This is a genomic window from Rhizobium leguminosarum bv. viciae USDA 2370 (genome assembly GCF_002008365.1).
Classification (GTDB): domain Bacteria; phylum Pseudomonadota; class Alphaproteobacteria; order Rhizobiales; family Rhizobiaceae; genus Rhizobium; species Rhizobium leguminosarum.
The window spans coordinates 323680-345136 of sequence record NZ_MRDL01000047.1; the positions used below are offsets into that span (position 1 = coordinate 323680).

The window sequence follows — 21457 nt, forward strand, 5'->3', positions numbered from 1 at the left end:
CTAGCTTAAGCGCCGTGAATAGGCCAATTCATTTCATTGAATGAAGGGTGAGAGGATTTGAAGCGGGAGACGAAGCGATGGACGAGAAGATATCCGACGCCCTGTGGTGGAGAGCGGAGGCCGAAGGAAGCGAATGGTATTCGGGCGAGGGCTGGGGTCTCATCGCCGAGCCGGCGGAATAGGTTTATTCCGCCGCGATCTTGCCCGCCAGCTGCCGGTTCTTCATCAGCTTGTAGATGACGGAATCCATCAACGCCTGGAACGAAGCGTCGATGATGTTCTCGGAGACGCCGACCGTCCACCAGCGCACACCGTCGCTGTCGGTGGATTCGATCAGCACGCGGGTGATCGCCTCCGTGCCGCCATTGAGGATACGCACCTTGAAATCGGCGAGCACGAGATCGTCGATCTCGTGCTGGTACTTGCCGAAATCCTTCCGTAGCGCGAGGTCGAGCGCGTTGACCGGGCCTTCGGCATCGGCAACCGACATCAGCGTCTGGCCGTCGATGGTGATCTTGACCACCGCCTCCGAGACGATCTTCACGCGGCCGAGACTGTCGAAGCGGCGCTCGATCATCACGCGGAAGCCTTCGATGGTGAAGAATTCCGGGATAGTGCCGAGCGTGCGGCGCGCCAGCAGCTCGAAGCTCGCATCCGCGCCCTCATAGGCATAGCCGATGGATTCGCGTTCCTTGACGATGGAGATCAGCAGGTCGAGCTTCGGATCGTCCTTGGCGACCGCGATGCCGCGCCGTTTCAGCGCATTGATGAAGTTCGCCTTGCCGCCCTGGTCGGAGACCATAACCTTGCGGAAGTTGCCGACGGTTTCCGGCGGCACGTGTTCATAGGTCCGCGGGTCCTTGATCAGCGCCGATGCATGGATGCCGGCCTTGGTGGCGAAGGCGGAAGCGCCGACATAGGGCATCTGGTGGTCGGGCGAGCGGTTGAGCAGTTCGTCGAAGGCATGCGAGAGCCGGGTGAGGTTAAGCAGCCGCTCCTCGTCGATCGCCGTTTCGAAACGTGTGTTGTAGGCGCTCTTCAGCGCCAGCGTCGGGATCAGCGTCACCAGATTGGCATTGCCGCAGCGCTCGCCGATGCCGTTCAGCGTGCCCTGGATCTGCCTGACACCGGCTTCGACGGCGGCAAGCGAATTGGCGACCGCCTGGCCGGTGTCGTTATGCGCATGGATGCCAAGACAGTGCCCGGGAACGCCCGAGGCGATCACCGCCTCGACGATCGCCCGCACCTCCGGCGGCTGCGTACCGCCATTGGTGTCGCAGAGCACCACCCAGCGGGCGCCGCTCTCATAGGCCGTCTTGGCGCAGGCGAGCGCATAGACCGGGTTGGCCTTGAAGCCATCGAAGAAATGCTCGCAATCGACGATCGCCTCCTTGCCCGCGCCAACCGCCGCCTTGACGCTTTCGGCGATGCATTCGAGGTTTTCCTCGTTGGTGCAGCCAAGCGCCACCGCGACGTGATAATCCCAGCTCTTGGCGACGAAACAGATGGCATCGCTTTTGGCCTGAAGCAGCCCGGCAATGCCGGGATCGTTGGAGACCGAAACGCCCGCCCGCTTCGTCATGCCAAAGGCGACGAAGCGGGCCTGGCTGGTGCGCTTCTCACTGAAGAAGACCGTATCCGTCGGATTGGCGCCGGGATATCCGCCCTCGACATAGTCGAGGCCGAACTCGTCCAGCATGGCCGCGATCGCAATCTTGTCCTCGACGGAGAAATCGATGCCGGGCGTCTGCTGCCCGTCCCGGAGCGTCGTGTCGAAGAGGTAGATGCGTTCTTTCATGTCGTTTCCTCCCGCCAAGCGGGTTGTTATGAAGTGCGGATGCTGCCCATCATCCGGCTGCCGCCACCTCTCCCGGTTTTCTCACGGAAAGAGGCTGGGGTGAGGGCCGCCCCAATTCCAGCGATCAGTCTTGCTTCCCGGCAAACTTATCCGTCGCCCGGATCAGTCGATCGAGAATCCCCGGTTCCGAATAAGCATGGCCCGCGCCCTCGATCAGGTGGAATTCCGCCTTCGGCCAGGCCTTGTGCAGCAGCCAGGCATATTTGGCCGGGCAGGGCATGTCGTAGCGGCCATGCACGATGACGCCGGGAATATCCTCGAGCCTGCCGGAATCGCGGATCAGCTGTCCCTCATCCATCCAGCCGGCATGGACGAAGAAATGGTTCTCGATGCGCGCAAATGCATAGGCGAATTCCGGCTCTTCGAACTTGAAGCTCGTCGAAGGTTCCGGCAACAGCGTGATCGTTTCGCCTTCCCAGATGCTCCAGGCCTGCGCGGCCGCGAGGCGGACGTTCCTGTCCTCATGCGTCAGACGCCGATGATACGCATGCATCATTTCATGCCGCTCTTCCGGCGGAATGGGGGCGACGAAGCGCTCCCACTTGTCAGGGAACATCTCCGAGACGCCGAATTGATAATACCAGTCGAGTTCGGCCTTGGTCAGCGTATAGATGCCGCGCAGGATGAGCTCGGAGACATGCTCTGGATGCGTCTCGGCATAGGCGAGCGCCAGCGTCGAGCCCCAGGAGCCGCCGAACACCTGCCAGCTGTCGACGCCGGCCATCTCGCGCAGCCGCTCGATATCGGCAACGAGGTGCCAGGTCGTGTTGGCATGGAGTTCCGCATGCGGTGTCGACCTGCCGCAACCGCGCTGGTCAAACAGCATGACGTCGTAGCGAGCGGGATCGAAAAGCCGGCGATGGGCGGGCGAGATGCCGCCGCCCGGGCCGCCATGCAGGAAGACGGCGGGCTTGGCGCCAGGCGTTCCCGAGCGCTCCCAATAGATCACATGGCCGTCGCCGACATCGAGATGGCCGGAAGCATAGGGTTCGATTTCGGGATAGAGCATGCGCAGTATCTCGGTCATATCTTCACGCCTTTCGCGGGCCAGACTTCTGTGTCGTGATCGGGATGCTGGAAGGAGATGATCGCCTCCTGCCGTGCGTAGAAATCCTGATCCTTCAGCACCGGCGCCTCGAAGATTTCCTCGACCCAGGGCAGGCGGGCCTCATAGTTGACCTGGATCAGCGGTGCGAGGTCGCTGCGGTCGTCGAAGGTGCCGATCGCAAGCTCCAGCCCGCCCGGATGACGATAGGTCATCGGCGTGCCGCAATTGCTGCAGAAGCCGCGGTCGATGTTGACCGAGGACTGGAAGTAGCTCGGCTCGCCGCGCGTCCATTCCATCCCTTCCTCAGGCGCGGTGACGAGCGCCGAGAAGAAACCGCCGAACTGCTTCTGGCACATGCGGCAATGGCAGATCGAGGGGCGTCCTAGTTTGCCCGAGATGCGGAAGCGCACGGCGCCGCACTGGCATCCGCCTGTCTTTATCGTGTCCGTCATGAGCTTTCTCCGAGGGGCCAGCTTTTCGTGTCGTGGTCGGGGTGCTGATGGTTGCTTGCCGCAATCGCATTCTCGCGGTCGGGTGTTTCAGACTGTGGTTCAAGCGGCAGGCCGTCGAGCGCGTGAAACCAGGACATCTTGCGGCCGGTGTTCGATTGCATCACCGGCTTGACCGTATCGGGATTATCCAGCGATCCGAGTGTGAGATTGATGAAATCTGTCTCCGGAATGTCGTAGAACAGCGGCGTGCCGCAATCGCCGCAGAAGCCGCGCCGTACCAGATCCGAGGACTGAAACCATTTCGGTTCGCCGCGCGTCAGGGTGAAATCGCGGCGCATCGCGGCGGCCAGCGGCATGAAATAGTTGCCGGCCGCCTTCTGGCACATGCGGCAATGGCAAAGATGGGGATAGCCGAGTTCGCCTTTTGCGCGGTAGCGCACCGCCCCGCACTGACACCCGCCGCTTCTGTCTGATTCCGCCGTCATCTGAGCTCCTTCGGTGGCCATGCCTGCGTCTCATGATCGGGATGCTGGTAGGAGACGAGTTCGAGCAGGAAGGGGGCCGCCTGCGCATCCTCCTCCGTCCGGTGCCCCGGCAATTCATGCAGATGATCGACGAAACCGATCTTGCCCTCGATGCCGAATTGGATCACCGGCGGAAACGCCGAAGGGTCGTCAAAGGCGCCGGCGGCAATCGCCATACCATCCGGCGCCTCGTAGGTCAGCGGCGTGCCGCAATCGCCGCAGAAGCCACGCTCGACGAAATTGGAAGAGCGGAATCTTTTGCGCTCTCCGCGTGTCCATTCGAAATCGGCGCCGCGTACTGAGACCAGCGGTGCATAATAGGCACCGAACGCCTTCTGGCACATGCGGCAATGACAGATCGACGAATCCTTGATGTCGCCGCTGACGCGGAAACGGATCGCTCCGCATTGGCAGCCGCCGCTAAAGGTCGTCATCTCTTGACCTCCCACGTCGTCACGCGCTCGCCCGTCACCGGGTCCTTGCCGTCCTTCAGCTGGATGCCCTTCGCCGTCAGCTCGTCGCGGATCTTGTCGGCCTCAGTGAAGTTCTTCGCCTTCAGCATTTCGAGACGCATTGCGATCAGCGCATCGATTGCCGATGCGACGGCTTCGTCGATCTCCATCTTTTTCGGCAGCAGGCCCAGAAGGTCGGCCGTTGCCGCAAAAGTGGCGCCCAAGGCAGGATCCGTGTGGGCAGCTTGCGCCAACGCATGCAATGCCTGCACCGCCGCCACTGTATTGAGGTCGTCCGAAAGCGCGTTCAGCACGCTTTCATCAGGCGTCGCATCGCCGGCATCTGCTGCCGGCCATTTGGCGAGCAGACGTTCGGCCTCTTCCAGTCGCTTGATCGAGAAATCGATCGGCTCGCGGTAATGCGTCATCAGCATGGCAAGGCGCAGCACCTCGCCCGGCCATTTGCGGCCGCCGAAGGTTTCCGTGTGCAGCAACTCGTGGATGGTGACGAAATTGCCTTCGGATTTCGACATCTTGCGGCCTTCGACCTGCAGGAAGCCGTTATGCATCCAGACATTTGCCATCACCTCGGTACTGTGGGCACAGCGCGACTGGGCGATTTCGTTTTCATGATGCGGGAAGATCAGGTCCAGCCCGCCGCCGTGAATGTCGAAGACATCACCGAGATAACGCTTGCTCATCGCGGAGCATTCGATGTGCCATCCGGGCCGGCCACGGCCCCAGGGGCTCTCCCAGCCGGGCTCGTTGTGGCTCGACAGTTTCCAGAGCACGAAATCGCCAGGATTCTTCTTGTGTGCGTCGACGGCGATGCGCGCGCCGGCCTGCTGCTCGTCGAGCGGGCGCTTCGAAAGCTGTCCGTAATCCGCCATGGATTTGGTGTCGAACAGCACTTCGCCCGATGCGACATAGGCATGGCCGTTGCCGATCAGCTTCTCGATGATCTCGGTCATCTCAACGATATTGTCGGTGGCGCGCGGCTCGAAGCTCGGCTCCAGGCAGCCGAGTTCGGCGACATCGGCGTGAAATTGCGTCTCGGTCTTTTCGGTGACCGCGCGGATCGCGTCATTGAGCGGCAGGCCCGGATGGTCCCGAAGCGCCCGCGCATTGATCTTGTCGTCGACGTCGGTGATGTTGCGGGCATAAGTGACGTGGTCTTTGCCATAGGCATGGCGCAGCAGCCGGAACAGCACGTCGAAGACGATGACCGGCCGGGCATTGCCGATATGAGCGAAGTCATAGACGGTCGGGCCGCAGACATACATGCGGACATTGTTGGGATCGATCGGCGAAAACACCGATTTTTCCCGTGTCAGCGTGTTGTACAGCTTCAGTTCCGGCGTCGCGTCCATTTCACTCTCCCAAATGCACGATCAGAAAAATATCGCGACCGGCGGACCGGGGCGTTTCGCATCTTGACTATTTGGGAGACGAAAACGGCCGGGCCAGCGCTCGCGCTAGCGAATAATCTTCCGGCAGATAATGCAGATAACCGTTTTCATGGCGGGTTTTATGGCCCGGTTCGCGCTTCCGGTCAAGGGGGGCGAAGAGCGATCCAGCGGCAACAGGATCCATCCATGCGATGATGAAACCCGTTGGCGCGCCCTTGAAATTCCCTCGCCATTTTCGCGGCGCAAAATTCGCATAGCCGGTTGAGAAACTGTTGTTAATTGGGAGGAAGGGATGCGGAGACTGGCTCGATCGGCGATCGGAGCGACTGCAATTCTGGTTGTCGCATTCGCGGCATATTTCGCATACGATTTCGGAATGCTTCGCTTCAACAATCCCTCCTTAAGCAGCTATCCGATCCAAGGCATCGATGTCAGCCATCACCAAGGTGATATCGATTGGAAGGTGGTTGCCTCGCAGGCGAATGTCCGCTTCGCCTTCATGAAGGCGACCGAAGGTGGAGATCATCGGGATTCCAAATTCGCCGACAACTGGCAGCGCGCCGGAGATGCTGGATTGGTCAGGGGCGCTTATCATTTCTTCACCTTCTGCCGACCGGGCAAGGATCAGGCGCAGAATGTCCTGGCGACTGTGCCGAAGGAGCAGGGAACTCTGCCCATCGCCATCGATCTGGAGTTTGTCGGCAATTGCAACAAAATCCCGACGCTCGAGGAAATGGCTGCCGAGGTGAACGCCTTCTTCACCGAGCTGAAGGGCACTTTTCCGGAGAAACCTATTTTTTACGTCACTCAGGAGTTCTTCGATCAATTTCTGAAAGGCAATGAATCGCGCTTTCCTGACCACTATCTGTGGCTGCGCAGTGTGTTCAGGGAACCGAGACAGGAAGAGTGCAGTCGTTGGTCAATCTGGCAATTTGCCGACAACGGCACCTTGGACGGCATCCAGGGACCGGTTGACCTCAATGCGCTTTGCCCGTCGGAAGCGGGCCTGGCGCATCTGTTCCCAGCCGTTGCAGCGAACTGAGACGTCGACAGCGCCGCGCGTCTTTTCGGACGCGCAAAGGACGCTGTAGCACTTTGAATTGCCGCATCATTTTGTCCTTGAATCGATTCCGACTTAAGGAATTATGCAGGTGCTTATTCCGGCAGGCGGTAATCGACGAGCTTGTTCTCCCGCACAATGAACAGCTTACCCGTCTCGGTCACACCAGGCCCCAGCAATGGCAGGATCGCCTTTGCGACCTCGGAGGGATGCGGTAGCGTCTGCGGATCTTCGCCCGGCACCGCCTGCGCTCGCATCGCCGTGCGTGTCGCTCCCGGATCGACGCTGGTGACCCGCAGCGGTGTGCTTTGACTTTCGCCGGCCCATGTACGTGCCAGCGCTTCGACCGCAGCCTTGGAAGCGGAATAGGCGCCCCAGAAGGGGCGGCACTTGTGGGCAGCACCCGAAGAGATGATCACCGCACGACCGGCATCCGAGCGAGCAAGCAGTGGGTCGACTGAGCGGATCAACCGCCATGTCGCGGTGACGTTGATGGTCATCACCTTCTCGAACACCTTGGCTTCGATATGGCCGATCGGCGAAATGACGCCGAGCACGCCCGCATTGGCGACGAGGATGTCGAGCTTGCCCCAGCGCTCGAAGATCGAGCCGCCGAGCGCGTCGATCGCGTTCATGTCGGCAAGGTCGAAGGGCACGAGCGTCGCCGCGCCACCAATGGCCTTGATCGCATCGTCGAGGTCCTCGAGCCCGCCGACCGTGCGTGCGCAGGCAATCACATGTGCGCCGGCTTTCGCAAGCTCCAGCGCCGTGAAATATCCGATGCCGCGCGACGCACCGGTGACGAGTGCGATCTTGCCCTCAAGATTGATATTCATGATGTCGTGTTCCCTCACGAGGGGAGAGGGGTGCGGTGAACCCCTCGGGATGGATAATGGGAAAGCCGAGCCGTGTCAGCCGTTGCTGGCGAGCATGGAAATCTTGTTGCCCATGGACTCGCCGTTCTTGTCGAGCAGGCGGGTCGGATAGTCGCCGGTAAAATAGTGATCGGTGAATTGCGGCCGGGCCGGATTGCGATCCTCGCCGCCAACGGCGCGATAGAGGCCGTCGATCGACAGGAAGGCGAGCGAGTCCGCACCGATATATTTGGCCATGGCTTCAACATTGGCATACTGATTTGCCAGTAGCTTGTCTGCGTCAGGCGTGTCGATGCCGTAGAAATCCGGGAAGAAGATCATCGGGCTTGCGACGCGGACATGGACTTCGCGCGCGCCGGCTTCACGGATCATCTGGACGATCTTGAGAGACGTCGTCCCACGCACGATGGAATCATCAACCAGCACCACGCGCTTGCCTTCGATCATCGCCCGGTTGGCGGAATGCTTCAGCTTCACACCGAAGGCGCGAATCTGCTGCGTCGGCTCGATGAAGGTGCGCCCGACATAATGGTTGCGGATGATGCCGTATTCGAAGGGAATGCCGCTCTGCTGGGCATAGCCGAGCGCCGCAGGCGTGCCGCCATCCGGCACCGGCACGATCACGTCGGCATCGACGGGCGATTCCTTGGCAAGGTTCATGCCCATGCTCTTGCGCGTCGTATAGACGTTGCGGCCGCCGACGACCGAGTCCGGGCGGGCGAAATAGACATATTCGAACAGGCAGAGGCGCTCCGGCTGCGGCTTGCTGGGCTTGCGCGCATCGATGCTGATCGAGCCGTCAGGCTGGATTTCGCAGATGACGACCTCGCCGTTCTCAACGTCGCGGATGAACTTGGCGCCGATGATGTCGAGCGCGCAGGTTTCCGAACAGAAGATCGGCTTGCCGTCGAGTTCGCCCATCACCAGCGGGCGGATGCCGGTCGGGTCGCGCGCGGCAATCAGCTTCGTGCGCGTCATGGCGAGCATCGAATAGCCGCCTTCCATCTGGCGAATGGCATCGATGAAGCGGTCGGATGTGGAAGCGTGGCGGGAACGGGCGATGAGGTGGAGGACGACTTCAGTATCGGACGTCGACTGACAGATGGCGCCGGTCGCGATGATCTGGCGGCGCAGCGTCAGGCCGTTGGTGAAATTGCCGTTATGGGCAATGGCGATGCCGCCTTCTTCCAGTTCGGCAAAGAGCGGCTGCACGTTGCGCATGGCCACTTCGCCGGTTGTCGAGTAGCGGGTATGACCGATCGTAATGCTGCCGGGCAGGCGGGCGAGCGTCATCGGATTGGTATAGTGGTCACCGACGAGGCCCATATGGCGCTCTTGATAAAAGCGCTTGCCGTCGAAGGAGACGATGCCGGCTGCTTCCTGTCCGCGATGTTGAAGCGCATGCAGGCCAAGAGCCGTGAGCGCGGCGGCATCGGGATGTCCCAAAATTCCGAAAACCCCGCATTCTTCATGCAGCGTATCTCCGTCGAGCGGATCGTCGGTCGGGAAGGAATGGGACTGGTTCATTTCTGCGGGCCTCTGCTCTCACAAGAATGGATCGGCATTTCCAGAAATAGCTGAGCCCGGCGGAGCTGGAATGCCCGGCCGGACCCTCATTTCATGTTCCGCTCAAATGGCAATTGCCGGAAGGCGGGTCAAGCTCTTGAACACTGTGTCAATTCGCCGGCTGCTGTGCGCCGTCTGCAGGCGCGGTCGGTGCGTCTTCCGCCGGAGCCTGGTCGCCCGCCGGCGGAGTGGTACCTTCGGCGCCCTGTGTCGGCGGCTGCAGCTTATCACGGATGCTTTCCGGTATCATCTGGGCAAATTGCTCCGGCAGAACGGATTTCAGCTTCACGACCATCGAATCCAGGAAAGGTTTCGACTTCGCTTCGTTAACCCAGGCCGGGCGGTGGTCGACATCGACCAGCCAGTTCCAGAAGGCGACGGCGACGACCAGGAGCAGCACGCCGCGCGCTGCCCCGAACAGGAAGCCGAGCGTGCGGTCGAGCGCGCCGACGCGGCTGTCGATGATGAAATCGGCGATCTTCATCGTAATGAAGGAGATGACGATGAGCGCAATCAGGAAGACGACCGCTGCCGAACCGACGATCGCGATGCGGTCGTCATCGGTATATTTTTTCGCGTAGGGCAGCAGGTAGGGATAGAGGTAATAGGCAGCGGCGGCCGAACCGCCCCAGCTGGCGATCGAGAGGATCTCGCGCGAAAAGCCGCGGACCATCGCCAGCACGGCGGAGAAGAGCACGACGCCGATGACAATACCGTCGAAAATCGTAATGGGCATGTAAATTCAACTCCAGGACTGCCGCTTGGCGGCCGTGTCGTGCCTTATCGTGTGCCTCCTATATCATCACCATTCCTGGCAATGAAAGGATCAAACATCGTCTTCCACACGCAGCGCTCCCTTCGATCCGGCGATGCGCGCGACCAGATCCGGCAGGCTTCCGACTTCGCTCCAGCGCCCGCCGGAGCCCTTCGGCAGTTCGGCGGAGGCGGATGGAAGCAGTGCTGCGGAAAAACCCAGCTTCTCGGCTTCCTTGAGACGCTGGGCGGTGTGCGCAACCGGTCGGATGGCGCCCGACAGGCTGACTTCGCCGAAATAGACGCAATCGGCAGGAAGGGCAATACCGGCAAGTGAGGAAACGAGCGCCGAGGCAACGGCGAGATCGGCCGCCGGTTCGGAGATACGGTAACCGCCGGCGACGTTGAGGTAGACGTCGTGCTGGCCGAGCCGGACGCCGCAATGAGCCTCAAGCACCGCCAGGATCATCGACAGCCTGGCCGAATCCCAGCCGACCACGGCGCGCCGCGGCGTGCCGAGCGAGGTCGGCGCAACAAGCGCCTGCACTTCGACGAGAATGGGACGCGTGCCCTCCATGCCGGCGAAGACGGCAGCACCCGGCGATTTCTCGTTGCGCTCGCCGAGGAAGAGCTCCGAGGGATTGGCGACTTCGCGTAAGCCTTTGTCTGACATTTCGAAGACGCCGATCTCGTCGGTCGGGCCGAAGCGGTTCTTGACCGTGCGCAGGATGCGGTAGTGATGGCCGCGGTCGCCTTCGAAATAGAGCACGGCGTCGACCATGTGCTCGACGACGCGCGGTCCGGCGATCTGCCCGTCCTTGGTCACATGGCCGACGAGCACCATGGCGGCGCCCGTCTGCTTGGCGAAACGGATCATTGCCTGGACGCCGGTGCGCACCTGCGTCACCGTTCCCGGCGCGGATTCGGCAAGTTCGCTCCATAGCGTCTGGATGGAATCGATGATGACGAGGTCCGGCCGCTTGCCCTCGGCGAGCGTCGCCAGAATATCCTCGACATTGGTTTCGGCCGCCAGCATCACGTCGGTATCGGCCGCCGCGAGGCGTTGCGCCCGCAGCCGGACCTGCGCCACGGCTTCTTCGCCGGAGACGTAGATGATCTTGTGGCCGCGCCGGGCAAGGGCGGCGGCTGCCTGCATCAGCAGCGTCGATTTGCCGATGCCGGGGTCGCCGCCAATCAGCACCGCCGAGCCGCGCACGAAGCCGCCGCCGAGCGCCCGGTCGAGCTCCGACATGGCGGTATGGATGCGCGGCGCCTCCTCGATCTCGCCCGACAGCGCCGTCAGCGCTACAGGGCGGCCCTTTTTCGGTGTCTTGCCGGGACCGGAGCCGATCCCGCCCATCGGGTCCTCTTCGACGATGGTGTTCCACTCGCCGCAGTTTTCGCATTTGCCGGCCCAGCGGTTATGAACCGTGCCGCAACTCTGGCAGATGAATTGTGTCCTGGCCTTCGCCATCAATTACTCTTTCAGTCCGGGTTTCCAAGTGAAGCAGACGCGCCGCCTCATCGAATCAATATCGTGCTTGAGATAATGGCTGTCGTGACGGATCAAAACTAATGATTTCCCCATCAGCGCACCCGTGCCTATCCTTTGCTCCTAGTCATCCGGAACGGTGGAAGATGTTCGATTATTCGCTCGCACACTGGCTTGCATTTCTGTCGGCGGCGGTTTTGCTCAACCTCTCGCCTGGCCCCGATATCGCCTTCATCCTCGGCCACACGATGAGAAGCGGAAAACGTGCCGGTTTTTCCGCGCTGTTCGGCGTCTGGTCCGGCGCCTGTCTGCATGTCCTGATGGCGGCACTCGGCCTTTCGGCCATACTTGCCGCTTCCGCCGTCGCCTTCTCGACAGTCAAATGGATCGGTGCCGCTTATCTCGTCTGGCTCGGCATTCAGGCTTTGCGCGCCGGCGGCGGCAATGGACTGATAAAGGCTGACGGTGAAGAAATGCCGGTCGCAAGGATCTACCGGCAAGGAATCCTTGTGTCGCTGCTCAATCCGAAGGTGGCGATCTTCTTCCTGGCCTTCCTGCCGCAATTCGTCGTCGAAGGGGCAGGACCGGCATGGGCCCAACTCCTGCTGCATGGCGGGCTCATCATTGTCGTCGCTGCCTTCATCGAGCCGCCGCTCGTCCTTCTCGGAGGGCGCCTTGCCGATGCGCTCAGGCATAATCAGAAAGTCGGGCTATGGCTCGATCGCAGCCTCGGCGCGCTCTTCGTGGCGCTCGGGGTCCGGCTTGCGCTCAGCAGCCGTTGACGGGCGAACTCTACTCCTCGGCGACATAGCGCCGCTCGTGGCGGAGCCCCATGCTGGTCAGGATCTCGTATCCGATCGTGCCTGCTGCCCGCGCCACGTCGTCGACTGGCATATTCTTGCCGAACAGCTCGACATAATCCCCGGCGCGCACGGCATTGTCAGGCAGGTCGGTGATATCGAAGATCGTCAGGTCCATGGTGATGCGGCCGGCAACCGGCACCTTGTGTCCGGCGATGAAGCCTTGCCCGCCTTGCGGCACCGCTTGGCGCAGCGGCACGCCACCGCTCGACTGGCTGCGCATATAGCCGTCGGCATAACCGGCCGAGGCGATCGCCAGCCGGCTTTTGCGGTTGAGCTGCAGCGCTCGCCCATAGCTGACGGTCTCGCCGGCCTCGACATTTCGCACCTGGATGATGCGCGCTTCCGCTGTTGCCACCGGCCGCATCGGGTTCGTCATGCCGCAGACCGCTTCGCCGCCATAAAGCGCAATGCCGGGGCGGGTCAGGTCGAAGTGATAATCCTCGCCGAGAAAGATGCCGGCCGAGGCGGCAAGACTTGAATCGATGCCTTCATAGGCGGCGCTAACCCTGTGGAATGATTCGAGCTGCCGCCGGTTCATCGCATGGCTGGGATCGTCGCCGCAGGCGAGATGGCTCATGACAAGCACCGGCGCGAAACTCGCCGGCCGCGAAACGTCGTCGACGAGCGCGATCGCATCGTCGATATGCAGTCCGAGCCGATTGAAACCAGTATCGACATGCAGCGCGCAGGGATAGTCGCCGTAATCGGCCAGCACCGCCATCCAGAAGGCGAGTTGCTCGTCGGAGGAAATCACCGGCACCAGATCATTGTCGAAGAAGCGCCGCTCGGTGCCCGGCCAGATGCCGGAGAGCACGAAGATGCGCGCCTCCGGCGCATAGAGGCGAAGGGTGACGCCCTCGTCGACGGTCGCGACGAAGAAGTCGCGGGCGCCCGCCATATAGAGCGCTTCGCCGGCATCCTCGATGCCCATGCCATAGGCATCCGCCTTGACGACGGCCGAGGCGCGCGCTGCACCGGAGCGGCGCGCCATATCGCGCCAGTTCTCCGTCAGCGCGGTCAAGTCGACGGTCAGCCGCAGGCCTGCGGAAGCGAAAAGATCGTCGTCGTCGAAGGGAATGGGAAAATCTGTCATGAATCGCCGTGAAGAAATGAAGGGAAAATCACCTCACCCAGTCTAGTGAGCATTGCGACCAAGGGAAAGCGCGGGCGGTCACATACCATCCTTTGCCGCCTGTACGATCACTTTTGTTCAAGACGCATGGCGGCTTCGGCGCTAATCTACCCGCATGCAGAACGTATCTCAGAAAGAGGCGGCGGAGGCTATGCCGCTCGCCAACGTGGAATCGGCCCGCTTTTGGCGGGACAGCCGCTTCCGCGATATGGAGTGTCTGAGCGCTACCTTCCTCACTCATGAATATGCGCCGCATGCGCACGATACATTCAGCATCGGCGCGATTGAAAGCGGCAGCCAGATCGCCACGCTGAGCGGCAGGCGGGAGGAAACCGGCCCCGGCGACCTTTATCTTATCGATCCCGGCGTCATTCATGACGGTGCTCCCGGCGGCGAGGGCTACCGTTACCGCATGATCTATCCGGACATGAAATTATTCATCGATATTCTGGAGGATGTGACCGGCAAGGCCTTTCACGCGACGCCGTCTTTTTCCGGCGGGCTTCCACGCGATCCGCAGCTCGCCAATGCTTTTCACTCCGCCCATCGCACGCTCGAAAGGGGTGCAGGTGCATTGGAGTCCGATGAAAGCATGTTCTCGGTGCTGGCGGCGATCTTTGCGCGCCACGGCAGCACCATGGTCGTGCCTGTCGATACGCAGGAGCGAAGCGCCGTCGCCCGCGCCCGCGAATACCTCATCGAGAATTTCGACAGCGACGTCGGCCTTGAGGAACTGGCCGGGGTGGCGAGGTTGAGCCGCGCGCATCTCATCCGCGCCTTCCGCAAGGAATACCACATCACGCCGCATGCCTTCCTGACGGACCGGCGCGTGCAGGTGGCCCGCAGGTTGCTGCGGCAGGGGCGCATGCCGGCCGATATTGCGTTCGAATGCGGTTTTGCCGATCAGGCGCATTTCACCCGGCACTTCAAGGCGCGCACAGGCGTAACACCCGGTCAATTCCGAACGGGCTGATCACTTACGTTCAATACGGCTGGGTCGGGCTGGGCTACTGCTCCGCGATCTTAATCGGGAGGTTGCCATGTTGCAGCAGAGCCGGCCGGCCGGCGAATTTCTTGCCGGAATGCGCGCCATCTTTCCACTTGTCGTCGCCGTTGCTCCGATCGGCCTGGTTTTCGGCGCGATTTCGGCCACCAAGGGGCTTTCGGTCTTGGAAACAGCGCTGATGAGCGCGCTGGTCTTTGCCGGTGGCTCGCAGTTCGTGGCAATGGATATATGGGCGCATCCGGCAAGCTGGGTCGGCGTCGGCTTTGCCACCCTGCTGGTCAACATCCGCCATGTGCTGATGAGCGCCTCCATCGGCATGAAGATGCAGTCCTTCTCCACCATCAGGCGCTATGCCGCCATGTTGTTCCTTGCCGACGAACTCTGGGCCATGGCGGAGTTCCGCGCCGGCAGCACACGGCTGACGCCCGTATGGTATGCCGGTATCGTCACGCCCTTCTATGCCGCCTGGGTCGGCTCTTCGCTGGCAGGCGCGTTGCTCGGCGCCTTTCTGGGCGATCCCGCGGTCATCGGTCTCGATTTCGCCTTTCCGGCCGTGTTTGTCGTGCTGGTCATGGGCTTCTGGAAGGGACCGGAAACGGGCGCAATTCTGGCCGCGAGCGGAATTGCAGCCGTTGTCGTCCATCATTTCCTGGTGATGGCTTTCTGGAAGGGGCGGGTACAGGAGCAGGCCGCATGACGCTTGATATCAATACCCTGCTTGCCATCCTCGCTATGGCATTCGCGACGATTTTCACGCGCATCAGTGGTCTCGTCCTCATCCGTCATGTGCAGCTGGACGAACGCTGGAAAACGGCGATTGAGGCGATCCCGCCGGCGGTCCTGATGGCCGTGATAGCTCCGACCGCCTTTGCGACCGGCTGGGCGGAGACACTGGCATGTGCCGCAACGGCGCTGGCCGCCCGCCGCCTGCCGATGCTTGCCAGCGTCGTCGTCGGCGTTGTGGCGGTGGCCTTGTTGCGGGCCGCAGTTTTCTAAGGGAAATTGACCCGGAAAACCGCGTCAATGTTCCTCGTACTGTGTGAAGGAAGGATCGGCGAGATCGGCAAAGCGCGTGAATTCTGACTGGAAGGCGAGTTTCACCGTGCCCGTCGGCCCGTGGCGCTGCTTGGCGATGATGACGTCGGCCGTGCCCTTCACCTTGTCGAACAGCGCTTCCCATTCCGGATATTTCGGATCGTGGATGTCGCGCGGCTCCGAATTCTTGACGTAATATTCCTCGCGGAACACGAAGAGCACAACGTCGGCATCCTGCTCGATCGAGCCGGATTCGCGAAGGTCGGACAGCTGCGGCCGCTTGTCGTCGCGGCTTTCGACCTGACGCGAGAGCTGCGACAGCGCGATGATCGGAACGTTGAGCTCCTTGCCGAGCGCCTTGAGGCCGGTGGTGATCTGGGTGATTTCCTGCACGCGGTTGTCGCTGGATTTGCCCGAACCGGTCATCAGCTGAATGTAGTCGACCACAAGCACGTCGAGGCCGCGCTGGCGCTTGAGGCGGCGGGCGCGCGCCGAAAGCTGGGCGATCGAGATGCCGCCGGTCTGGTCGATATAGAGCGGCACCTTCTGCATCATCATCGAGCAGGCGACGAGCTTTTCAAAATCGGCATCGTTGATGTCGCCGCGGCGGATCTTCGAGGAGGAGACTTCCGTCTGCTCGGAGATGATACGGGTGGCGAGCTGTTCCGACGACATTTCGAGCGAATAGAAGCCCACGACGCCACCGTTCTTCGCCTTCATGCTGCCGTCCGACTGGACTTCGCCTTCGTAAGCGGCGGCGATGTTGTAGGCGATGTTCGTGGCAAGCGAGGTCTTGCCCATGCCGGGGCGTCCGGCCAGCACAATCAAGTCCGAACGCTGCAGGCCGCCCATCTTGGAATCCAGCGAATGGATGCCGGTGGAAATGCCGGAAAGCCCGCCGTCACGTTCCTTGGCGACAGCCGCCATGTCGATGGCTAGCGCAACCGCATCGTTGAAGGCCTGGAAGCCGCCGTCGTAGCGGCCGTTCTCCGCCAATTCGAAGAGGCGGCGTTCCGTATCCTCGATCTGAGACTGCGGCGGCATGTCGAGCGGCGCGTCATAGGCGATATTGACGACATCTTCGCCGATGGTGATCAGCGCCCGGCGCAGCGCCAGGTCGTAGATCGCCCGGCCGTAATCCTCGGCATTGATGACGGTGACGGCATTGCTGACGAGACTCGCCAGGTATTGCGAAACCGTCATGTCGCCGACCTTCTCGTCGGCTTTCAGGAAGGTCTTGATCGTCACCGGGTTGGCGATCTTACCCATGCGGATGATATCGCCGGCAACCTCGAAGATCTTCCGGTGCAGCGGTTCATAGAGATGGATCGGTTTCAGGAAGTCCGACACCCGGTAATAGGCGTCGTTGTTCATCAGGATCGCACCCAGAAGCGCCTGCTCGGCTTCGATATTGTTGGGTGCTTCGCGATAATGCTGCTCCGACGGGGCAACAGCTGTAATCTTTCGAGCGGCGTCGTTCATCATCATCCGTTCTGTCTTTTTCCAGCTCCGGATTTGCAATTCCGGACGCGAAAATCAAGAGGCTACGAAAGGAGCGGGGGCTCGCTTCGCCTAAATCCTGAACGCTGTGCACGTTGTTCGACTTCTCCACAGTCTTGGGCGACACAAAGGAGAAATACTGGCAGTGTCACCCGCACGACACGGTATGGCGCCGACTCAGCCCATCCGTTTCGGAGAACGCTACTTTAGCGCGATGCCATAAGGCACGCAGCAAAAACATCCGGACAATCCCCTTAAAAAGCGACCCAGTCCACTACGCCTATGGAAGGGATGGAAACGAAAAAGCCCGGCGCGGTGGCCGGGCTTCCCTGTCGCGGATCGCTCCGACGAAATTATGCTTCGTCTTCGTCGACGCCGTCGGCTTCCGGATCGAAGAAGTCTTCCGGACGCAGCGCGTCTTCGTCGACGCCGTAGATCGCGTCGACCGAGGTGAGTTCTTCGCCCTTGGACTGGCGCTCTGCCTCTTCGGCCGAACGGGCAACGTTCAGCTCGACGTGGATTTCGACTTCGGCATGCAGCTGCAGTTCGACCTTGTGCAGGCCGATCGACTTGATCGGCGTGTTGAGGTGAACCTGGTTGCGGCCGATGTTGAAGCCTTCGGCGGCGAGAATCTCGACGACGTCACGGGCAGCAACCGAACCGTAGAGCTGGCCGGTTTCGCCGGCGGAACGCACGACGATGAAGGACTTGCCGTCGAGAACGTCGGCGACCTTCTGGGCTTCCGACTTGCGCTCGAGGTTGCGGGCTTCGAGCGTCGCACGCTCGGCTTCGAAGCGGGTCTTGTTGGCGGCGTTGGCGCGCAGCGCCTTGCCGAGCGGCAGCAGGTAGTTACGGGCAAAGCCGTCGCGAACCTTTACGGTTTCGCCCATCTGGCCGAGCTTGGAGATGCGTTCGAGAAGGATGACTTCCATTTTCTTTTTCCTTTCTTGTGTCTCAGATTTTCGTATCGGATTGTTTGGGGGCATCAGCATCTTTCGTCGGGGTCAGCGCGATCGCCTTGCGCGTATCGCTGAGACCGAGAACGAGGATGAGGAGAGCTGGCAGCAGCATGAGCATCGAGGCCAGATAGCAGAGGATGAGAGCCGGTATGCGCCAGTCCTTGCCGCGCGTGCGGAAATGCAGCGAGGCGAAACCGGAAAGCATGAAGCCGGCGCCGAAGGTGCCGATCACGGTCGCACCGACCAGCGCCGGAATGCCGCCGAAAAAGCAGGCGGCAAGCCCGGCCAGGAAGATGAAGATCGAGTTGCGGTTCATGCGCAGCGACGAGGGAATATCCTCGCGCGGGCGAAGGCCGCGGCCGGACGCTGAGACGATGCGCACGGCGAAGTAATAGGCGGCAAATAACATGCTGACCCACATGCCGCCCTGCAAAGCCGGCAGCATCAGCAGGATCAGCGACTTGGTCTGCGCAGTCGCCGCCGGATCGGGCATGAATTCCGGCTGCTGCTGCTTGAGCGAGGTGATCAGCAGATCGACGATCGGATCGGTAATCTCAGGCCCGTAGCCGATGATCACACCGATGACGATGACGGCGAGCGTCACCAGACCGCAGAGATGCAGCAGGATATCGGAGAGCGGATACCAGGCAAGCAGATGGTCGGGGCCGCCGAGTTCGGCGGCCGGACGCGCCAGATTGGCGAGATGGCTGAGCCAACCGGCCGGCAGAAGCGTCACCAGCGTCATGATCAGCGCGAAGGAGGGCGAGATCAAGATCGCCCCGAGGGCCGCAGCGGTGACGACGGCCGAGACCGCGGCGGCATTGCCCCATCCGAGCCCGACGATCAGGATCGGCAGCGCCGAGGCCGTGTAGAGAAGCGCGCTGAAAAACGACGGCTGCATGCTCGCGCCCAGCACCAGCAGGGCGGCGGTCAATCCGGCGAGTGCGCCGATCAGCAGCGTTCTAATGTTCGGTCGTTTCAAGGTCGCTGTCCTGCTTCATCAAGCAGTTAGAGGATGTTGCTGAATCAAATTCAGAAACGTCTCAACATGGGTTTTAAGAGTTCCGATCCGCGCCCATCGCGGAAGGGAGAAGGGAAGGCACGAATGCCTTCCCTAAAGGTGTCGGCGTCGACCGATTAGGCGACGACGTAGGGCAGCAGGCCGAGGAAACGGGCGCGCTTGATCGCCTGGGCGAGTTCGCGCTGCTTCTTCTGGGAAACGGCCGTGATGCGGGACGGAACGATCTTGCCACGCTCGGAAATGTAGCGCTGCAGCAGGCGTACGTCCTTGTAGTCGATCCGCGGCGCATTGGCGCCGGAGAACGGGCAGGTCTTGCGGCGGCGATGGAACGGGCGGCGGACCGGAGCGGAGGAAGTTTCAGACATATCTCAGATCTCCCTTATACACGGTCTTCGCGCGGACGGCGCGGACGGTCGTCACGGTCGCCGAAGCCACCTTCACGCGGCGGACGCGGGCCGCGGTCGCGATCACCGAAGCCGCCTTCACGCGGGCCACGGCCGCCTTCACGCGGACGGTCGTCACGGTCGCGCTTCTGCATCATGGCAGACGGACCTTCTTCATGCTTCTCGACGGCGATCGTCATGTAGCGAAGAACGTCTTCGCTGATGCGCATCTGACGTTCCATTTCCTGGACGGCAGCAGCCGGGGCATCAATGTCCATCAGGGCGTAGTGCGCCTTACGGTTCTTCTTGATGCGGTAGGTGAGGGACTTGAGGCCCCAGTTCTCGATACGCCCGACCTTACCGCCATTCGCTTCGATCACACCCTTGTACTGTTCTACGAGGGCATCGACCTGCTGAGCGGAAATATCCTGCCGGGCAAGGAATACATGTTCATAAAGAGCCATGACAGCTTTGCCTTTCTTGCGTTTGGTTCAACCCGATATTCGGCGGCTAAGCCTCAACGACTGCTCCTGATTGGGCGGACCCAGGCAAGAAAGCGTTTCCGAGACGGTCGAGAGCGGAGACACGGGAGGCTGGAACGCTTCCGTTCCGAACGATTTCCGAAAGGAAACCGGCCCTCCGTTCAGCCACCAGCCAGAAGACCGGGTTAACGAACAGCGCGGCTTATACGGATTTTTCGGGGAAAGGCAAGCGCAATCGGACAATCGAACCAGACCGGTGAGTAGAGCGTGATGCCGAAAACTGTGAGCGGTTTTCGGGCGACATCATGCTCTCATCCCGTTCGGCGTCGGGCAGGCGTTAAAGGAATATGATCAAAGCGTCAGCGGATACTGCCGGTGCACCTTGGCGATCTCCGTGAGCACCTCGTCCGAAAGCGTTAGGTCGGCCGCACTGATATCGACTTTCAACTGCTCCATCGACGTCGCGCCGATGATGACCGAAGCCATGAACGGCCTTGATCGGCAGAAGGCAAGCGCCATCGCTGCCGGATCGAGACCGTATTTGGCCGCGATCTGCAGATAGGCTTTGGTCGCCGGCTCTTGCAGGGGCTGCAGGCGGCCTCCGATATCGGGGTTGATCGAACCGCGCGAACCCTTCGGCCTGACACCATCGACATATTTTCCGGAGAGGATGCCGCCGGCGAGCGGCGAATAAGCGAGCAGCCCTACATCCTCGTGATGCGAGAGCTCGGCGAGATCGAGATCGAAATGGCGGTAGAGCAGATTATATTCGTTCTGGACGCTCGCAACGCGCGGCAGGTTCTTCTGTTCGGAGAGCGTCAGATATTTCTGTATGCCCCAGGTGGTCTCGTTGGAAAGACCGATCGCGCGGATCTTGCCTTCCTTCACCAGCGCACCGAGCGTTTCCAGGATGTCGAGCATATTGGCGACGGCCTTGTCGCGATCCTGGTTGAAGGGATTGTAGCTCCAGTTCTGGCGGAAATGGAAATGGCCGCGGTTCGGCCAGTGGATCTGGTAGAGGTCGATATAATCGGTCTTCAGCCGCGCCAGACTGGCCTCGAGCGCCAGGCGGATATTCTTTGCATCGGCACCTTCGCCGCCGCGTATATAGTCGCGGCCGCGGCCTGCGACCTTGGTGGCGAGCACGATATCGCCGCGCTTGCCGGTCTTCTTGAACCAACTGCCGATATAGTCTTCGGTCCAGCCCTGTGTCGCCGCCGAAACCGGGGTGGTCGGATAAAGCTCGGCCGTGTCGAAGAAATTGACGCCCTTTTCGACGGCGTAGTCCATCTGCGCATGAGCATCGGCTTCGCTGTTCTGCGAACCCCAGGTCATGGTGCCAAGGCAAATCTCTGAAACGGAAATCTCAGTGCGGCCTAGTGAATTGTACTTCATGAAAAAACCTTGGGAGAGAGGTGAAAGCCTTGGGGAGGTCCGCGCAAATCTAGGCTGGATTTGGCGGAGCGCAAGAGCAAAAACCGGGCTTTTGCGCCGGTGCGAAAGGCTTTGCGGAGAATGAGGCGCCACTTGACTCTGCCGGAAAGAATGTCAATTGGAGGCAAAACAGCCTTAAGGGGCGTAATCAGG

22 protein-coding genes are annotated in these 21457 nt (G+C 61.2%); 5 read left to right on the forward strand and 17 right to left on the reverse strand.

Features of this window, described 5'->3' with window-relative positions; translation table 11 throughout:
• Nucleotides 1–184 precede the first annotated feature (184 nt).
• The 6 genes from cimA to cysS form a co-directional block, all read right to left on the reverse strand.
• The gene (gene cimA / locus BS629_RS25610; protein ID WP_018241425.1) at nucleotides 185–1798 is read right to left on the reverse strand and encodes a citramalate synthase; all 1614 of its coding nucleotides are present in this window, start codon (nucleotides 1796–1798) and stop codon (nucleotides 185–187) included.
• A gap of 124 nt (nucleotides 1799–1922) precedes the next feature.
• Nucleotides 1923–2885 carry a prolyl aminopeptidase gene (gene pip / locus BS629_RS25615; protein WP_018241426.1) on the reverse strand — a complete coding sequence of 321 codons (963 nt, stop codon included), beginning with the start codon at nucleotides 2883–2885 and terminating at the stop codon, nucleotides 1923–1925.
• Nucleotides 2882–3358, reverse strand: coding sequence for a GFA family protein (locus tag BS629_RS25620; RefSeq protein WP_018241427.1), 477 nt, complete (start codon nucleotides 3356–3358; stop codon nucleotides 2882–2884). Before BS629_RS25620 ends, pip begins: the two co-directional genes overlap by 4 nt.
• A complete protein-coding gene (locus BS629_RS25625) occupies nucleotides 3355–3843 on the reverse strand; it encodes a GFA family protein (RefSeq protein WP_026188340.1) in 489 nt (162 codons plus the stop codon). Before BS629_RS25625 ends, BS629_RS25620 begins: the two co-directional genes overlap by 4 nt.
• Nucleotides 3840–4316 (reverse strand): GFA family protein, encoded by a 477-nt coding sequence (locus BS629_RS25630; protein ID WP_018241429.1) that lies wholly within the window; start codon nucleotides 4314–4316, stop codon nucleotides 3840–3842. The genes BS629_RS25625 and BS629_RS25630 overlap by 4 nt, the downstream gene beginning before the upstream one ends.
• Complete coding sequence (gene cysS, locus BS629_RS25635; protein WP_018241430.1) at nucleotides 4313–5704, reverse strand: cysteine--tRNA ligase; 1392 nt, start codon at nucleotides 5702–5704, stop codon at nucleotides 4313–4315. Before cysS ends, BS629_RS25630 begins: the two co-directional genes overlap by 4 nt.
• Nucleotides 5705–6035: 331 nt before the next feature.
• Between cysS and BS629_RS25640 the strand changes: the two genes are divergently transcribed.
• A complete protein-coding gene (locus BS629_RS25640; RefSeq protein ID WP_018241431.1) occupies nucleotides 6036–6785 on the forward strand; it encodes a glycoside hydrolase family 25 protein in 750 nt (249 codons plus the stop codon).
• Nucleotides 6786–6898: 113 nt separating this feature from the next.
• Here the strand turns inward: BS629_RS25640 and BS629_RS25645 are convergent, their stop codons facing one another.
• The 4 genes from BS629_RS25645 to radA form a co-directional block, all read right to left on the reverse strand.
• Nucleotides 6899–7639, reverse strand: coding sequence for an SDR family NAD(P)-dependent oxidoreductase (locus BS629_RS25645; RefSeq protein ID WP_018241432.1), 741 nt, complete (start codon nucleotides 7637–7639; stop codon nucleotides 6899–6901).
• A gap of 75 nt (nucleotides 7640–7714) precedes the next feature.
• Nucleotides 7715–9205: an amidophosphoribosyltransferase gene (purF, locus tag BS629_RS25650; protein ID WP_018241433.1), complete on the reverse strand. Its 1491-nt coding sequence runs from the start codon at nucleotides 9203–9205 to the stop codon at nucleotides 7715–7717.
• Between the two features lie 148 nt (nucleotides 9206–9353).
• Nucleotides 9354–9980, reverse strand: coding sequence for a CvpA family protein (locus BS629_RS25655; RefSeq protein ID WP_018241434.1), 627 nt, complete (start codon nucleotides 9978–9980; stop codon nucleotides 9354–9356).
• Nucleotides 9981–10070: 90 nt separating this feature from the next.
• Nucleotides 10071–11471, reverse strand: a complete 1401-nt coding sequence (gene radA / locus BS629_RS25660) for a DNA repair protein RadA (protein ID WP_012756823.1) — start codon at nucleotides 11469–11471, stop codon at nucleotides 10071–10073.
• A 164-nt stretch (nucleotides 11472–11635) separates the two neighbouring features.
• Between radA and BS629_RS25665 the strand changes: the two genes are divergently transcribed.
• Nucleotides 11636–12271 (forward strand): LysE family translocator, encoded by a 636-nt coding sequence (locus tag BS629_RS25665; protein ID WP_018241435.1) that lies wholly within the window; start codon nucleotides 11636–11638, stop codon nucleotides 12269–12271.
• A 10-nt stretch (nucleotides 12272–12281) separates the two neighbouring features.
• Here the strand turns inward: BS629_RS25665 and alr are convergent, their stop codons facing one another.
• Nucleotides 12282–13445 (reverse strand): alanine racemase, encoded by a 1164-nt coding sequence (alr, locus tag BS629_RS25670; protein WP_018241436.1) that lies wholly within the window; start codon nucleotides 13443–13445, stop codon nucleotides 12282–12284.
• A 190-nt stretch (nucleotides 13446–13635) separates the two neighbouring features.
• On the opposite strand from alr, the gene BS629_RS25675 reads away from it, so the two are divergent.
• The 3 genes from BS629_RS25675 (at nucleotide 13636) to BS629_RS25685 (ending at nucleotide 15486) form a co-directional block, all read left to right on the forward strand.
• The gene (locus tag BS629_RS25675; RefSeq protein ID WP_018241437.1) at nucleotides 13636–14457 is read left to right on the forward strand and encodes an AraC family transcriptional regulator; all 822 of its coding nucleotides are present in this window, start codon (nucleotides 13636–13638) and stop codon (nucleotides 14455–14457) included.
• 67 nt (nucleotides 14458–14524) lie between these two features.
• Complete coding sequence (locus BS629_RS25680) at nucleotides 14525–15187, forward strand: AzlC family ABC transporter permease (RefSeq protein ID WP_018241438.1); 663 nt, start codon at nucleotides 14525–14527, stop codon at nucleotides 15185–15187.
• Nucleotides 15184–15486: an AzlD family protein gene (locus BS629_RS25685; protein WP_018241439.1), complete on the forward strand. Its 303-nt coding sequence runs from the start codon at nucleotides 15184–15186 to the stop codon at nucleotides 15484–15486. The genes BS629_RS25680 and BS629_RS25685 overlap by 4 nt, the downstream gene beginning before the upstream one ends.
• 24 nt (nucleotides 15487–15510) lie before the next feature.
• Here the strand turns inward: BS629_RS25685 and BS629_RS25690 are convergent, their stop codons facing one another.
• The 6 genes from BS629_RS25690 to BS629_RS25715 form a co-directional block, all read right to left on the reverse strand.
• A complete protein-coding gene (locus BS629_RS25690) occupies nucleotides 15511–17007 on the reverse strand; it encodes a replicative DNA helicase (RefSeq protein WP_026188341.1) in 1497 nt (498 codons plus the stop codon).
• Nucleotides 17008–17378: 371 nt separating this feature from the next.
• Nucleotides 17379–17957 (reverse strand): 50S ribosomal protein L9, encoded by a 579-nt coding sequence (rplI, locus tag BS629_RS25695; protein WP_018241441.1) that lies wholly within the window; start codon nucleotides 17955–17957, stop codon nucleotides 17379–17381.
• A gap of 22 nt (nucleotides 17958–17979) precedes the next feature.
• Nucleotides 17980–18966 (reverse strand): DUF2232 domain-containing protein, encoded by a 987-nt coding sequence (locus BS629_RS25700; RefSeq protein WP_018241442.1) that lies wholly within the window; start codon nucleotides 18964–18966, stop codon nucleotides 17980–17982.
• Between the two features lie 155 nt (nucleotides 18967–19121).
• Nucleotides 19122–19370: a 30S ribosomal protein S18 gene (gene rpsR / locus BS629_RS25705; RefSeq protein WP_003547038.1), complete on the reverse strand. Its 249-nt coding sequence runs from the start codon at nucleotides 19368–19370 to the stop codon at nucleotides 19122–19124.
• A 14-nt stretch (nucleotides 19371–19384) separates the two neighbouring features.
• Complete coding sequence (gene rpsF / locus BS629_RS25710; protein ID WP_003547040.1) at nucleotides 19385–19852, reverse strand: 30S ribosomal protein S6; 468 nt, start codon at nucleotides 19850–19852, stop codon at nucleotides 19385–19387.
• A 369-nt stretch (nucleotides 19853–20221) separates the two neighbouring features.
• On the reverse strand, nucleotides 20222–21265 hold the full coding sequence (locus BS629_RS25715) for an aldo/keto reductase (protein ID WP_018241443.1): 1044 nt from the start codon (nucleotides 21263–21265) through the stop codon (nucleotides 20222–20224).
• Nucleotides 21266–21457: the final 192 nt, after the last annotated feature.